The 14,660-nt window shown below is 75.5% G+C and carries 14 protein-coding genes; 6 read left to right on the top strand and 8 right to left on the bottom strand.

The genetic code is table 11. The features are described 5' to 3' along the window. Positions 1–42: 42 nt before the first annotated feature. Positions 43–417 (top strand): hypothetical protein, encoded by a 375-nt coding sequence (locus Q1K26_RS07530; protein ID WP_300008826.1) that lies wholly within the window; start codon positions 43–45, stop codon positions 415–417. A gap of 194 nt (positions 418–611) precedes the next feature. Here the strand turns inward: Q1K26_RS07530 and Q1K26_RS07535 are convergent, their stop codons facing one another. The 5 genes from Q1K26_RS07535 to Q1K26_RS07555 all read right to left on the bottom strand — a co-directional run bounded on the left by Q1K26_RS07535 (position 612) and on the right by Q1K26_RS07555 (position 6,438). Beyond that, positions 612–1,376, bottom strand: coding sequence for a DUF2182 domain-containing protein (locus Q1K26_RS07535; RefSeq protein WP_300008828.1), 765 nt, complete (start codon positions 1,374–1,376; stop codon positions 612–614). Continuing rightward, positions 1,376–1,984 carry a DUF1326 domain-containing protein gene (locus tag Q1K26_RS07540; RefSeq protein ID WP_300008830.1) on the bottom strand — a complete coding sequence of 203 codons (609 nt, stop codon included), beginning with the start codon at positions 1,982–1,984 and terminating at the stop codon, positions 1,376–1,378. Before Q1K26_RS07540 ends, Q1K26_RS07535 begins: the two co-directional genes overlap by 1 nt. An 87-nt stretch (positions 1,985–2,071) precedes the next feature. Beyond that, the gene (locus Q1K26_RS07545) at positions 2,072–5,227 is read right to left on the bottom strand and encodes an AAA family ATPase (RefSeq protein ID WP_300008832.1); all 3,156 of its coding nucleotides are present in this window, start codon (positions 5,225–5,227) and stop codon (positions 2,072–2,074) included. 135 nt (positions 5,228–5,362) lie between these two features. Beyond that, positions 5,363–5,749, bottom strand: a complete 387-nt coding sequence (locus tag Q1K26_RS07550) for a hypothetical protein (protein ID WP_300008834.1) — start codon at positions 5,747–5,749, stop codon at positions 5,363–5,365. Then, a complete protein-coding gene (locus tag Q1K26_RS07555; protein ID WP_300008836.1) occupies positions 5,746–6,438 on the bottom strand; it encodes a hypothetical protein in 693 nt (230 codons plus the stop codon). The genes Q1K26_RS07550 and Q1K26_RS07555 overlap by 4 nt, the downstream gene beginning before the upstream one ends. Before the next feature lie 163 nt (positions 6,439–6,601). Here Q1K26_RS07555 and Q1K26_RS07560 point away from each other — a divergent pair, with 163 nt between their 5' ends. Together Q1K26_RS07560 and Q1K26_RS07565 are read left to right on the top strand one after the other, a co-directional pair. After that, positions 6,602–8,662, top strand: a complete 2,061-nt coding sequence (locus tag Q1K26_RS07560) for a sensor histidine kinase (RefSeq protein WP_300008838.1) — start codon at positions 6,602–6,604, stop codon at positions 8,660–8,662. Then, entirely contained in the window at positions 8,655–9,317 is a 663-nt protein-coding gene (locus tag Q1K26_RS07565; protein ID WP_300008840.1) for a response regulator transcription factor, read from the top strand. Before Q1K26_RS07560 ends, Q1K26_RS07565 begins: the two co-directional genes overlap by 8 nt. Before the next feature lie 7 nt (positions 9,318–9,324). Here the strand turns inward: Q1K26_RS07565 and Q1K26_RS07570 are convergent, their stop codons facing one another. Together Q1K26_RS07570 and Q1K26_RS07575 are read right to left on the bottom strand one after the other, a co-directional pair. Next, positions 9,325–10,524: an acyl-CoA dehydrogenase family protein gene (locus Q1K26_RS07570; RefSeq protein ID WP_300008842.1), complete on the bottom strand. Its 1,200-nt coding sequence runs from the start codon at positions 10,522–10,524 to the stop codon at positions 9,325–9,327. 37 nt (positions 10,525–10,561) lie between these two features. Continuing rightward, entirely contained in the window at positions 10,562–11,263 is a 702-nt protein-coding gene (locus Q1K26_RS07575; RefSeq protein ID WP_300008843.1) for a DUF742 domain-containing protein, read from the bottom strand. A 141-nt stretch (positions 11,264–11,404) separates the two neighbouring features. On the opposite strand from Q1K26_RS07575, the gene Q1K26_RS07580 reads away from it, so the two are divergent. The 3 genes from Q1K26_RS07580 to Q1K26_RS07590 are packed head-to-tail and all read left to right on the top strand — an operon-like array spanning position 11,405 to position 13,350. After that, complete coding sequence (locus Q1K26_RS07580) at positions 11,405–12,058, top strand: Pr6Pr family membrane protein (RefSeq protein ID WP_300008845.1); 654 nt, start codon at positions 11,405–11,407, stop codon at positions 12,056–12,058. Then, entirely contained in the window at positions 12,055–12,831 is a 777-nt protein-coding gene (locus Q1K26_RS07585; protein ID WP_300008847.1) for an LLM class F420-dependent oxidoreductase, read from the top strand. Before Q1K26_RS07580 ends, Q1K26_RS07585 begins: the two co-directional genes overlap by 4 nt. 21 nt (positions 12,832–12,852) lie before the next feature. Continuing rightward, positions 12,853–13,350 (top strand): NUDIX domain-containing protein, encoded by a 498-nt coding sequence (locus Q1K26_RS07590; protein WP_300008848.1) that lies wholly within the window; start codon positions 12,853–12,855, stop codon positions 13,348–13,350. A gap of 79 nt (positions 13,351–13,429) precedes the next feature. Here the strand turns inward: Q1K26_RS07590 and Q1K26_RS07595 are convergent, their stop codons facing one another. After that, positions 13,430–14,605: a 2Fe-2S iron-sulfur cluster-binding protein gene (locus Q1K26_RS07595; RefSeq protein WP_300008850.1), complete on the bottom strand. Its 1,176-nt coding sequence runs from the start codon at positions 14,603–14,605 to the stop codon at positions 13,430–13,432. Positions 14,606–14,660: the final 55 nt, after the last annotated feature.

The raw sequence follows: 14,660 nt of genomic DNA on the forward strand, positions 1-14,660 counted from the left end.
CGAAAGGTTGACCACCGGATGGCGTCAATCTATGATTGACACATGAAGTACGAGGAGGCCCAGCGGTGGCTCGAACGGGCCGACCCGTCGATCGCCAGGCAGCGCGAATCGATCACCCAGCAGCTCGACGGGCTCAAGGAACGGGCCACGGACGGCCTGCTCACCCACGACGGCGCCGCCGCCTGGTACGCGCTGGTCGGCGAGATGCGCCGCCTCGCCGACTACTACGAGCGCGACCTGATCCGCAAGCTCCGCGCCGACGGCCTGACCTGGGCCCAGGTGGCCGACGCCGTGCAGGCCCAGCTCAACAGCCGGCAGGCCGCGCAGGGCAAGTGGAAGCGCCTGATCGACCCCGGCCGCCGCACCACCACCGGCAACATGCGCCGCGGCGGACGCCGCAAACGGACCGAGACCTGACTCCCGCCCACGGGCGCCGTCCGTGGCGCCGGCCCGTCCCCCGCCGACGGCGATGGCTGCCTGCGCGGCTCCAGTGCGTGAGACCGGCGGCCGGGTTGCCGGGCCCACGCTGTTGTTCCGCCGGGAGTCCGCGGCCCGGTAGGACGCGGACTCCCGGCGGAATCTGCGGCAGTGCCGCGCGGCGCGCGGCGGGCTCACACCCGCACGAGCGCGTCCACACCCAGCACCGCCGCCAGCAGCAGCAGGACGACCCCGATCGGTCGGGCCAGCCGGTCCCCGAGGGTGGTATTCTTCTCCACCGCCATTACCGCGGCCAGCGCGGCCATCACGAGCAGGTCGTGCAGCCCGGCCACGACCATCACCGCCATCAGCGCCCAGCAGCAGCCGACGCAGAAGCGCCCGTGGTCGGCGCCCAGCCAGGCCGCCTCCCGCAGCGGGCGCCTGCCGTGCCAGTGGGTCAGCACGAACGTGCGCGGGCTGCGGCACTGCTCCAGGCAGCGGTACTTCAGCGGGACGAACTGGTAGGCCCCGGCCAGGGCCAGCACCCCGACCAGCGGCAGCCCGGGCGCGACGGTGACCGGGGCCACGGCGGCCAGCGCCCGCGCCCCGCGGTCGGCGAGGAACGCCAGCACGCCCGCCCCGAGCCACGCCGCCAGATAGCCCGCGACGACCGCGCCGAGCAGCACCGGACGGTCCCGGCGGCTGCGCACGGCCGTGGAGAACAGGCCCAGCAGCGGGCGGGTCGTGGGCAGCATCATCGCGACGAGCATCACCAGCCAGGCGCCGACATAGAGACCGAACGGGGCCGCCACCGGGCCCGCCCCGTGGTGGTGCCCCGCACCCGCGCCGCGGTGGTCGAACCAGAGCCACACCCATGCCAGCGCGGCCGTGGCGAGCAGGGCCAGGGTGACCCCCGGCCAGCGGGTGCGGGCCGGGGGCCGGGTGGTCGACGACGACATCAGGCGCTCGCGTAGGCGAAGTCGAACTGCTCGGCGCTGTTCACCGAGAAGTCGAACCCCAGGTGGTGGGCCTGCATGTCGTGCCGGGTCGGCATCCCCGGGTAGGCGGTGCGACCGAGCACACCCGAGAGCGCGTGGTCGGTCAGGGTGGTGGGCCGCCCGTCGGGACCGCGGTGCGCGGCGACCTCGGCCGCGGCGACCTCACCGATCCGGAACCGGCCGGTGCCCTGTGCCACGTCGAAGTCGAACGTCACCCGCTCGACGGTGACCACCTCCCCGATCAGGGCCGCCAGCTCGGCCAGCGGACCGCCGGCCTGCCCGGTGAACGCCGCGAGCAGCGCGTCGTGCTGCGGGGTGGTCGAGGCGTCGTCGACGAACACCGCCGCCCGCACCGTGCCCGGCACCCCCGGCCGGCCGTCGAGGTGCCCGATCACCCCCATGTTCAGGCCCGCGACACCGACCCCGTCGATCTCGCCCTCGTCGAAGTGGAACACCCAGTTGAACTCGCAGAACCCGCCATCGGGCTCCAGCCCGGCCGAGCACGGGCAGTAGGTGTGGCAGGTGCACACCTCGGCCATCCGGCCGTGCAGTCGGTAACCCATCGTCATCGTCTCCCTCCGTGTCGGGCAACTGCCCTTCGGAGGGTGGCGGACGGGGCGTTCCCGGATCGTTCCCGACCCGCGGGCGCCGTCGGCTCAGCGCTCGGCGAGCCGGCGGCAGCGGGCCTCGTCGAGGGGCTGCCCGGCCCGGGCGAAGCCGGCGGCCGCATCGGCGAACCGGGCCGCGGCGCCGGCGGGATCGGCGGCCGCGGCTCGCAGGTGCCCGTGCACCTCGGTGAGCGCGGCGTCCCAGGCCGGCAGCCGCATCACCACCCCGGCGAGGTACTCGGCCGCGCGGGCGTGCCGGTCCGCGCGCTCGAGGTCCCCGCTGCGGGCGGCCGCGATCGCGGCCGGGACGGCGAAGGTGATCCGGCAGCCCGGACAGGTCTCCAGCGGGCCGCGCACCGCCGCCTCCGCACGGTCGAGCACCGCGGGCAGGGCGGCCGGGTCGGTGGTCGCGGTCAACCGGGTGCCGTAGATCCGGTCGAACAGGTGGAAGCCGATGTCGGTCTCCCGGGCCGCGGCCAGGGCGTCGTCGAGCAGCGCCGTGGCGTCCTCGGGCCGCTCGCGCAGCAGCGCCAGCTCGGCGAGCCGTTGCAGGGCCAGCGACTCGCCGACCGTCGCCCCGATCCGCCGGTAGGCCCCGAGCACGTCGCGCAGGTCGCGCTCGGCGTCGTCGAGCCGGCCGGCGAGCAGCTCGGCCTCCCCGCGCAGCGTCCGCGCGAACGCGTCGGCCCGGGCGGCCCCCAGCCGGCGCGCCTCGGCGCCGAGGGCGTCGGCGTAGGCGATGACGTCGGGATAGGGCCGGGCGCCGTAGAGCAGTCGCTGGGTCATGCACAGGTGGCCGTCGAAGACCCGCACAGCCAGCTCGGGCAGGTCCGCGGTGTCCAGCAGGTCGGCCTGCACGCTCTCGCGCAGCTCCCCGCGGGCGTGTGCGGCCGCGGCCTGCGCCCAGGAGGCGACCACGATCGCGGCGCGGTCCCCCGACTCCAGCGCGACCCGGCGGCTGCGGGCCGACAGCGCGCTGCCCCGCGCCGGGTCGGTGTAGCCCAGCGCGGCGGCACCGCTGTGGGTCAGCGCCTGGGCCAGCCGCCCCGCCACCGTGGCCGGGGTGAGCCCCTCGACGGTGCGCATCGCGCGCGGGCCGTCGCCCTGCTTGAGCTCGGCGAGTGCCTGCATCGCCCGCAGGTCCTGGGCGTCGGGATCGCCCAGGCGGTGGGCCGCGCGGTCGTAGGCCGCGGGCGCGCGCGGGTCCCCCAGCGCGTCGAGGACCTCGGCGCGGCGGCGCAGCGCGACCCGATCGTCCGGCGCGTCGGCGAGCAGCCGGTCGAGGTGCCCCAACGCGTCGGGGAACGCGCCCAGGGCCGCGGCCCGATGGGCGGCGTCCAGGAGCCAGGGGCGGGCCCGGTCGGGCCGGTGACCCGCCCGCCAGTGCGCCGCGACCAGGGCGGGCGACGCGGCGACGACGCCGAGCCGGTCGGCGATCGCCCGGTGTTCGACCGCGCGCCGGTGCGGGGGGATCTGCTCGATCAGGGCGTCACGCACCAGGTCGTGGCGGAACCGGTAGCGCCCGTCGGCGACGACCAGCGCACCGGTGGCGACGGCGTCGTCGAGCAGCCCGGTGCTGTCCGGTTCGGGTAGCGCCAGCAACGACGCCACCTCCGCCGGGTCCAGCTCATCGGCGGCCAGCGCCAGCGTTCGCAGCCCCGACAGGTGCGCGGGCGCCAGATCGAGGAACCGCGCGGTGAGCGCCGACCACACGTTCATCGGCACCGCCAGCGGCTCACGGGCGCCGCAGGCGCGGGCCAGCTCCTCGGCGAAGAACGGGTTGCCGCGGCTGAGCTCGGCGATGCGGTCGAGCACCCCGTCGTCGGGCCGGGTCGTCGCGGCCGCGACCGCGACGGCACGGATGTCCTCACCGGCGAGCGGGCCGAGGTCGATCCGGGCGCTCCGGTGCGCGCGGGCCAGGTCGACGACCAACCGGTGCACCCAGGACGGCACCTGCTCCGGTCGCAGTGCGAGGACGATGGTGACCGGGCACCGCGCGCCGTCGCGCGCCAGGTCGGTGCACACCTCGGCGGTCGCCTCGTCCATCCGGTGCGCGTCGTCGACGACCAGCACCGTCCCCGGGGACGGGCACGCCTCGAACAGCCGGCGCACCGCGCCGATCACCCGGTGCCGGGTCAGGCCGGCGTCCGGGTCCGGCACGGCGCCGCGGACCAGGGCGAGCAGCACCTCGCGGTGCGCCTCGCCGATCGTGTCCGGCAGCCGCGCACCCGGATGGTCACCGGCGCCGCGCAGCACCTCCGCGACGGCACGAGCGACCGGGCCGTAGGGCCGGTCGTCGGGAACCGCGTGCACCGTCGCCACCGTCGCGCCGCGCTCGCGCGCGGAGTCGGCCAGGTGTGCACACAGGGTCGACTTGCCGATCCCGGCCGGGCCGAACACGAGCAGGGCGCCCGCCGTCCCACGGTCGGGCGCGTCGAGCACCGCGCCGGCCGTCGCCAGCTCGACCTCGCGTCCCCGCAGCACCGGTGGCGGCGCGTCGAGCCCTTCGACGCACCGCAGGTAGACCTCCCGGGTCCGCGGGTCGGGGGTGACGTCGAGCTCCTCCGCGAGCGCGGCACGCAGCCGCCCGTACCAGCGGATCGCCTCGTGGCGGGCCCCGTCGGCGAGCGCCGCGCGCATCAGCTCGCGGTGGGCCTGCTCGTCGGTGGGGTCGAGCTCGACGATCCGCGCCCACTCGCCCGCGCGGCGCAGCAGCCGCAGACGCAGTGCCGCCACCCGCTCCCGGTCCTCCCGGGCCCAGTCCGCGTAGCGGGCGTCGGGCAACGGCTCGCCGGGCAGCGTTGCCGCCAGTTCGCCCGCGCGTCCCGGGTCGGGCCCGTCCAGCGCCGCCCGGGCCCGGTCCTCGAACTCCTCGACGTCGGTCCGCACGGTGGCGTCCGGACACAGCGCCACGGCGCCGCCGGCCAGGGTCACCGCGTCCGGTCGGTCCAACGCCTTGCGGGCGTGGTGCGCGGCTTTACGCAGGTTGGCCGCACCTGCGCCCGGCTCGAGGTGCGGCCACAGGGCCTCGATCACCTGCTCGCGCCGCAACCGGTGCCCCGGCGCCAGTGCGAGCAGCGCCACCAGCTCCTCGCAGCGCCGCGTAGGCCAGCGGGGTCCGGCCACCGGCCGGCCGTCGACGACGGCGCGAAACCCGCCGAGCAGCTCGAACCGCACCTCGCCGAGGGGTGCGTGGTCGGTCATGTCCACCGCCGATCCTCGCCCGTGCCTGGTGTCACCCGACGATAGGTGCCGGACGCAAGGAGCACCGTCGTGCCACCGGCCCGCACCGGAGCACCCGGCCGCACCCGCTGCTCCCACCACCCAGCGCCACAGACCTCAGGGCGGCAGGGGGGCACCGGTGCGGCGAACGTCCGGCCCGCACCGGCGCAGCGCGGGCGCCACCAGCGCGCAACCGAGCAGGGTGAGCACCAGTCCGCAGACCACGACGATCCGCACCGACCCCGGCACGCCCTCGACGATCAGTGCGGGCACCGACGTCAGCGCCGACACCAGCCGCAGGACCACGAGCCAGCGCAGGGCGACCCGCCCACCGCGCCAGGCGGGCACCAGCAGCACCAGGCTCACCACGCCCAGCACGCTGGCCGCCACCGCGACCTCGATCGGCGGGAACCCGCCCTCGGCGAACAGCACCGTGACCGCGTCGAGCACGGAGAGCACGCCCAGCAGGACCAGCCCGGCGGTCGTCGCCGCGGTGCGCCTCATGCCGTCACCACCGACGGGCTGCGCCGCACGAGCACGGCGGCCGCGGCGGCGAACCCGACCCCGGTCAGCGACCACGCCACCGCATCGAGGACGTGGTTCGGCAGCAGCACCACGAACACCAGGTGCAGCGGCTGCGACACACCCAGGGCCACGGCCGCCCACGTCGGGATGACCCCGCGCAGCGCGACGGCCAGCAGCACCGCACCGAGGATGTGCCCGACCACGAACACGAGGCCCGGCAGTGCGAGCACCGGGATCGCCGCGGCGGCGGTCTCGAGGGCCACGACGGTCTCGGCGGGCACCCCGGCGCCGGCCGCGGCCAGGGCCGTCGCGTCGACACCGTGCGAGGCGAACAGGCTCAGGAAGCCCAGCCAGGACAGCACGGCCGCGACCGCCCCGAGCACCGGCCGCGACCGCACGGCGAGCCAGCCCGCCATCCCCACGCCCAGGGGCAGCGTCAGCAGCGCCAGGTAGGCCAGCCAGAGCACCAGGGTCTGGGCGCCCGGTGCCGCCATGATCTTCTCCACCAGGACGAGCGGTTCGTCGACGGTGTCGTAGGGCAGCACACCGCGCAGCAGCCCGATGGCCACCGGCCCGGTGAGGGCGACACCGACGGCGGTGCCGGCGAGCAGCCGGGACAGTGCGGGCGGCCGGTCGAGGGCGGCCACAGGGGTGGGTTCGTGCAGCATCGGATCCTCCGGGGGGGTGGACGGGCTGGTGGACGCGGCTCAGCGTCGACGCGCCCGGTACCCGCGCGACAGGGCAGCGGGCCGGTCCGACCCGGGCGATCGCCCGGCTGATCCGGGTGGTGGACCCGGGACAACCGGCCCCGGACGGCCCATGATGAGCGCCATGAGCACCGACGGGTTCGGACGCACCCGGGCCCGCACCGGAGCGGCGTTCGGCCTGTTCGGGCTCGTCGTGGCCGAGGTGGGCGTCGCCCTCGGCGGATCGCTCGCCGTCGGCATGGGCTTCGCCGACTTCCGCGACTCCTTCGCGCTCACCAACTCGGCGATCGCGCTGTCGTGCGCGGTGAGCGGGGTGCTGATCGCCTGGCAGCGGCCCCGCAACCCGCTGGGGTGGGTGCTGCTGGCCGCCGGAGTGCTGCAGGGTGCCACGGCGGCGATGTCACCGCTGCTGGCCGCCGCGACCGCGAACGACTGGCCGGAGCCCGCGATCCGGACGCTGACCACGGTGTTCCTGTTCTCGTGGCCGTGGTCGATCGGGCTGTGCCTGCCGCTGGCGCTGCTGCTGTTCCCCGACGGACGGTTGCCGGGTCGCCGGTGGCGGTGGGTCGGGTGGGCGACCGTGGTCTCCGGTGTGTTGTTCGTCGCGCAGTTCGGCACCGGGCCGGCGGACCTGCTCGACGACGCCCGGGTCCGGTCGTGGTTCGAGCTGCCCTTCTACTCCGATCTGGCCCCGCTGTGGCGGGCGTCGGAAGTGCTCGGCCTCGCGGTCCTGCTGGCCGCACTGCTGAGCCTGGTCGTGCGGTACCGCAACGGCGGCGAGCAGCTGCGCCGCCAGCTGCTCTGGCTGGTGCTGGCCGTGCTGGTGATGGTGGTGGCCCTGGTCGTCTGGGGACCGGGCGGGGACGGGCCGCTGGTGCTGATCCTGCTGTGCATCGCGGCGGTCCCGGCGGCGATGACCATCGCCGTGCTGCGCCACCACCTGCTCGACATCCGGCTCGCGGTGTCGCGCGCCGTGCTCTACGGGCTGCTCACCGCGGGCGCCGTCGGTGCCTACCTCGGTCTCGTCGCCGTGGCGGACGCGGTGCTGCGCAGCGACATCGGACCGGGCGACATCGGGCCGGGCGACATCGGGCCGGGCAGTCCCCTGCTGGCCACCCTGCTCATCGCCGTGGGTTTCAACCCGGTCCGGGTGCGGCTGCAGCGGGTCGTGGACCGCGCGCTCTACGGCGACCGCGCCGATCCGGTGCGCGCGGTGTCCCGGCTCGGTGCCCGGCTGGCCTCGCACGCCGGGACCGACCCCGCCGACGGGCCCGCGGTGGTCCGGGAGGCCCTCCGGCTGCCGTACGCGGCCCTGCGTTCCGGCGGTGTCGAACAGGCCGCCGACGGCGAACCCACCGAGCGGGTCGAGACCGTCGCCCTGGTCTACCGCGGCGAACAGGTCGGCGAGCTGGTCGTCGGGGTCCGCACGGGGCAGCAGCGGCTCGACCGGGCCGACCGGGCGGTGCTGGAACTGCTGGCCGCTCCCCTGGCCATCGCCGTGCACGCCACCGCGTTGTCCGATGCGGTGCAACGCTCCCGGGAACACATCGTGGCCGCCCGGGAGGAGGAACGGCGCCGGTTGCGCCGCGACCTGCACGACGGGCTCGGACCCGTGCTCACCGGCATGACCTTCCTGGCCGACGCCGCGACGAACCTGCTGCGGACCGACCCGGACCGGGCACTCGAGCTGCTCGGCCGGCTCCGCGCGGGGGCCGGTGAGGGACTCGACGACATCCGCAGGCTCGTCCACGAGCTGCGACCGCCGTCACTGGACGAGCTGGGGCTCGTCGGCGCCCTGAGCAGGCGGGCCGATCTGCTGCGCAGCACCGGCCGCGACGTCGTCGTCGAGGCGCCGGCGGAGCTCCCGCCGCTCACCGCCGCGGTCGAGGTGGCGGCCTTCCGGATCGCGGAGGAGGCACTCACGAACGCCATCCGGCACTCCCGGGCCGACCATGTCCGGGCCGAGCTCGTGGTGAACGGCGCGCTGGAGGTGACGGTCACCGACGACGGCGGGCCGGCGCGGGCACCGTGGCGTCCCGGCGTCGGGATGGCGTCGATGCGGGAACGGGCCACGGAGATCGGCGGGACCTGCGAGATCGGGCCGGTGCCCGCGGGCGGGCGGGTGCGGGCCCGGCTCCCCCTGCTCGGCCCCGCCCGCGGTGACGGAGGGCCGACCGATGGATGACCCGCTGCGCGTGGTGCTCGCCGACGACCACCCGGTGGTGCGCGACGGGCTGTCCGCCCTGCTCGCGTCGGTGGACCGCATCGACGTCGTCGCGACGGCGGCCACCGGCCGGGACGCGGTGGCGGCGGCGGTCACTGCGGCGCCGGACGTGATCGTGCTGGACATCCAGATGCCCGATCTCGACGGGGTCGGCGCCGCCCGGGAGATCCGCCGGGCCGCGCCGCGGGTCGCCGTCCTCATGCTGACGATGTTCGACGACGACGCGTCGGTGTTCGCCGCGATGCGCGCAGGCGCCCGCGGCTACGTGCTCAAGGGGTCGGGCCAGGAGGAGATCGTGCGGGCCATCCGGGCGGTGGCCGCGGGCGAGGCGATCTTCTCCCCCGGCGTGGCGGCCCGCGTCCTCGAGCACCTCTCCGGCTCGGCGGCCGCCGCCGACCCCTTCCCTGCCCTCACCCCGCGGGAGCGCCAGGTCCTGGAGCTGCTCGCCGCCGGCCTGCGCACCACCGAGATCGCCGCCCGGCTCGGCACGGCGGTCAAGACCACCACCAACCACGCCTCGTCGGTGTTCGCCAAGCTGCAGGTCGACGGCCGGGCGGAGGCCGTGCGGCGGGCCCGGCGCGCCGGCATGGGGGGCGGGCAGCCCCCGATCCCGTGACCCGCCGCTATCCCAGCGGTGACCGCGGCAGCAACCGGTCGGCGATGATCTTGCGCTGGATCTCGCTGGTGCCCTCGAAGATCGTGGTCAGCCGCGCGTCCCGCCAGTGCCGCTCCACCTGGTGCTCGGTGGTGTAGCCGTTGCCGCCGTGCAGCTGGATGCCGTCGCCGGTGACCTCCGCGGCCATCTCGGTGGCCATCAGCTTGACCATCGCCGCCTCCCGCTCGCAGGGGTGGCCGAGGTCGATCAGGTGCGCGACGTGCTGGTAGAACGCCCGCGCCTGTTCCACCCGGGCGGCCATGTCGGCGAGGGTGAACCGGACGGCCTGGAAGTCGCCGATCGGGTGCTCGAACTGCTCGCGGTCCTGCAGATAACCGATGCAGTCCTCGACGGCGGCGCGCGCCAGCCCGACCGCCCGGGCCGCGGTGTGCACGCGGGCGATGTTGAGCCAGCGCTGGGTGTCGGCGAACCCGGCCTGCCCGACCTGGTTGCCCACCGGCACCCGGAACCCGTCGAACTCCAGGTCCCAGGTGACGAACCCGTGGTAGCCGATCTTGTCGATCGGGCGGCCGGTGATGCCCTCGGGGAACGAGTCGCGCTCCTTCTCGACCAGCAGCGAGGCGAGCCCGGCAGAGCGCTTCTCGTCGGGCTCGGGGTCGGCGGTGCGCACCAGCACCTGGATGAAGTCGGCCGCCTTCGCGTTGCCGGTCCAGCGCTTGTGCCCGGTCACCACGAACTCGTCGCCGTCGCGCACGGCACGGGTGGCGACGCCGGCGAGGTCGGACCCGGCGTCGGGCTCCGACAGCGCGATCGCCCCGATCCACTCCCCCTTCGCGCTGCGCCGCAGCAGCTCCGCGCGCCGCGCCTCGTCGGCGACGTCGGTGCCCGCCCCCTGCGCGCGGGCGATGATGCTGCCGACGCTCATCCACGCGCGGGCCAACTCCTCGGCCACCATGCAGTACTCGAAGGCGCCCAGTCCCATGCCGCCGTACTCGCGGTCGACGGTGATGCCGAACCAGCCCTCGTCGGCCATCGCGTCGAGCAGCGAGCGCGGGATCTCGCCCTTCACCGGATCCAGCTCGTTCGCCACCGGGAGCACCTGCTCGTGGGCGAACCGGCGGGCCCGCGCCTGCAGCGCCTCGCGCTCGGGCGAGTGGTAGGGCGGGGACACCACCGGGACGGGCGCGGCGAGGGGTGCGTCGGTCATGGTGATGTTGTGTCACATCCCGGCGACCCGCGCACGGTCACAGCCTGCGCAGGCCCGCCAGCACCCGCTCCATCAGCGCCAGGTCGGGGCCACCCGCGTCGGCCGTGCGATGCACCGCGACCGCACCGGCCGCGTGCATGTCGGCCAGCAGGACCCGCACCACGCCGAGCGGGAACCCGGCCAGCGCCGCGACCTCCGCCACCGACCGCGGCTGCTCGCACAGGCCGCGGATGCGGGTGTGCTCGACGGGCTCGCCCGCGCGCGGCGGGCCGGGCCGGGCCGTGAGCAGCGCCTCCACCGCGAACTCCACCCCGGCTCGCGTGCGGCCGCCGGTCAGCACGTAGGGCCGGACCAGGGTGTACGGAGACGGTTCGGCGGTCGGCCCGGTCTCCGGCTCCCGCACGGGCGGGGGCAGCGCGGGCCACAGCTCGCGGGGCGGTTCCACCGGGCGCTCGGGGGCCCCCCGGCGCCCGGGGGCCGGCGCCGCGGCCTCCGGCGGGGCCGACTCCGGCCTGCGACGACGGGCGGCGCCTCCGAACCGCGCGCCGGTCAGGCCGATCGGATCGTCGACGACGTCGGCCCCGGAGGCCGGGGGCGGCGGGACGGAGACCGGGGACGGGACCGGGGACGGGGCCGGATCGGGTACCGGGTCCATCGCGGCGCGGCGCTTGCGGCGGGCGCCGCCGAAACGTGCGCCGGTCAGCCCGATCTCGGGTGCGGAGCCGTCGGGGGAGGGCACCGGCGCACCATCCCCGGGCCGCATTTCGGACAGGTTTCTCGGCCGTTCCGTAGCCATGACGACACCCTCCGTCTCGGACTTCCACCCGATATGGTGGACGTACCCCGATCGAACGACGACGCCGCACCCGGAGAGGACACCGTGGGACGAGCCGCAACGGTCTGGTTCGTGCTCACCGCGGTCGCGGCGGTCGTCGCGCTCGCGTTGCAGATCCCGATCTCCGCGGCCGACACCGACGGCGCCTTCGACACCCCCGCGGCCCGCGTCGCGAACCTGTTCACGCTGTTCACCGTGCTGACGACGCTCGTCGTCGCCGCGTCCTGCCTGCAGTGCGCGCTCCGACCCGGACTGGTCTCGACGTTCTGGCGGACGCTGCGGGTCGACGCCGTGCTGGGCATCGTGATCGTCGCGGTCGTCTACCACACGCTGCTCGCGGGGCTGGACGACCCGCAGGGCACCGAGGTCGTCGTCAACCTGCTGTGGCACACCGCGGTCCCGATCGCCACGGTGCTGGGCTGGCTGGCGTTCGGGCCGCGCGGGCGCGTCGACGTCCGGGTCGTGGCGTGGTCGGCGCTCTACCCGCTGGCCTGGCTCGCCTTCACGCTGGCCCGCGGCGCGGTCATCGGCTGGTACCCCTACCCGTTCGTCGACGTCGCCGAGCTGGGCTACGCGCAGGTCGCGCTCAACTGCCTGGGGATCACGGCCCTGTTCCTCTCGCTGGCCACGGCCCTGATGGCGGTGGACCGGATCCTGCCCGGTGCAGCGCCGCGTGCGCTGACAAGATCGGGTGCATGACCCACCCCATCCGGATCGGTGTCCAGCTCCAGCCCCAGCACGCCGACTACGCCCAGATCCGCGACGCCGTTGCGAGAGCCGAGGACGCGGGCGTCGACGTGGTGTTCAACTGGGACCACTTCTTCCCCCTCTACGGCGAGCCCGACGGCAAGCACTTCGAGTGCTGGACGATGCTCGGCGCCTGGGCCGAGGCCACCAGCCGCGTGGAGTTCGGCGCGCTGGTCACCTGCAACAGCTACCGCAATCCCGAACTGCTCGCCGACATGGCGCGCACCGTCGACCACATCTCCGGCGGCCGGCTGATCCTGGGCGTCGGGGCGGGCTGGTTCGAACGCGACTACGACGAGTACGGCTACGACTTCGGCACCCCCGGCTCCCGGCTGGCCGACCTCGCGCAGGCCCTGCCGAGGATCCGGGAGCGCTGGAGCCGGCTCAACCCGGCGCCCACCCGCGAGATCCCGATCCTGGTCGGCGGCGGGGGCGAGCGGAAGACGCTGCGCTACACCGCCGAGCACGCCCGGATCTGGCACGGCTTCGGCGACGTCGACGTGTTCACCCGCAAGAACGGCATCCTCGACGACCACTGTGCCGACGTGGGCCGGGCGCCCGGTGAGATCGAGCGGTCCGTCGGGGTCAACCGCCGGTCGCCCGGGGACGTCGCCGACGCGCTCGTGACGGCGGGCGCCACGCTGTTCACGGTGGGCGTCGGTGGACCGGACTACGACCTGGGCCTGGTCGAGGAGTGGGTGGCCTGGCGCGACCGGCGGGCATGAGGTGTCTGGGAAGCTGGACGCGTGGCCGTACTGAGCGCGGGGTTGTTGCTGTTCCGGCGGGGGTCCGCGGGCGTCGAGGTGCTGCTGGGGCACATGGGCGGTCCGTACTGGGCGCGCAAGGACGACGGGGCGTGGTCCATCCCCAAGGGCGAACACGAGCCGGACGAGGAGGCGCACGCCGCGGCGGAGCGGGAGTTCACCGAGGAGCTGGGGCACCGGCCGCCCTCCGGTGACTCCCGCGACCTGGGCACGGTGTCGCAGCGAGGCGGGCGGAAGCAGATCACGGTGTTCGCCCGGGAGGGCGACTTCGATCCCGCACACCTGCACCCGGGCACCTTCGACCTGGAGTGGCCACCGCGCTCCGGGACGATGCAGGCGTTCCCCGAGATCGACCGGGTGGCCTGGTTCGACCTCGACACCGCGCGGCGGAAGCTGGTGGCCGCGCAGGTGGAGTTCGTCGACCGGCTCACCGCGTCGCTGGTGCCCACCGACCCGGCGGGTACCCGGCAGCCGCCCTGACCGGCCGTCGCCGCCGTGGCATCGATCGCGCCGCCGGTGTCCGTCGCCCTCGGCATCGGGCGGCCAGTGCCCCGTCGGGTCAGCCCCGACGGAACCGGCGTACGGCATGCCGGAGCGCGTCCCGGGCGGCGCGCAGCGCGAGGCGGACCGCGCTCGCTGCGGCCGGCGTCGGGGCCGTGCCGGTCCGGGCGCTCTCGTCCACCGCGGCGGCGAACTGCTCGAACAGCCGCCTGCTGACGTCCCCGGCCAGCGCGCGCCCGAACTGGGCGATGCGGCCGGACAGGAACAGGTCGGCCTCGGCGCGCAGGACGGTGCCGCCGTCGGGGTCGGGCTCGGCGTGCAGCCGGATGTCGGCGCTGGTGGCGCTTCCTCCGGTGTCGCGGCCCTGGCCCACCAGGCGCAGGCCCCGGCCCTGCGGGTCCCGCTCGACTACGCGCGCGAGCCCCTCGAACGACAGCTTCACCGGCCCCAGCGCGGCGCCGGCACGGCCGCGGTAGCGGTCTCCGGGCAGCGTCTCGGTGAGCTCGGCGCCGGGAAGGCAGGCCACCAGGCGTTCGACGTCGGAGACGACCGCGGCGACGGCGTCGACCGGGGCCGTCAGCGCGCTGGCCAGCGTCACGGTGACCGTCGGTGCGCCGGTCGGGATCGTGACGTCCTCGGCGACCGGTGCTGCGGTGGCTTCGGTTTCGGCGGTGGGCGGCCCGGCCGGGGCGGACCCGCTGCCCCGGCCCACCAGGGTGCGCGCGGCGCAGTTGCGCGGTCCGGGGACCCCGTCGGGATGGGTCGCGTGGACGTCGGACACCGCAGCCAGGATGCCGCGGTAGCCGGTGCAGCGGCACAGCACGCCCGACATCTGCTCGGGCAGCTCGTGGTCGGCGGCCCGGTCGGGCGAGTTGGCGAGCAGGTCGTAGCTGCTCATCAGCATCCCGGGGGTGCAGAACCCGCACTGCAGCCCGTGGTGGTGGGAGAACGCCTCCTGCAGCGGGTGCTGCTCCTCGGCCGAGCCCAGCCCCTCCACGGTGACGACCTCGGCGCCCTCGCACTGCACGGCGAGCAGCAGGCAGGCCCGCGCGGCCTCGCCGTCGACGAGGACCGTGCACATCCCGCACACCCCGTGCTCGCAGCCGAGGTGGGTACCGGTGAGCCCCAGCTGCTCGCGCAGGGCGTCGGCGAGGTGCATCCGCGGCGGCACGGAGACCGACACGGGCGACCCGTTGACGGTGAACGCGACGTCGACGACGTCGTGCGCCCCCACCTTCCCCCGCGCCGGGGCGCACTTCGGAGCCACAGTGCTGTCCGGGACCCCTTCG

Origin of the sequence: Pseudonocardia sp. (assembly GCF_029263155.1) — a bacterium.
GTDB lineage: Bacteria > Actinomycetota > Actinomycetes > Mycobacteriales > Pseudonocardiaceae > Pseudonocardia.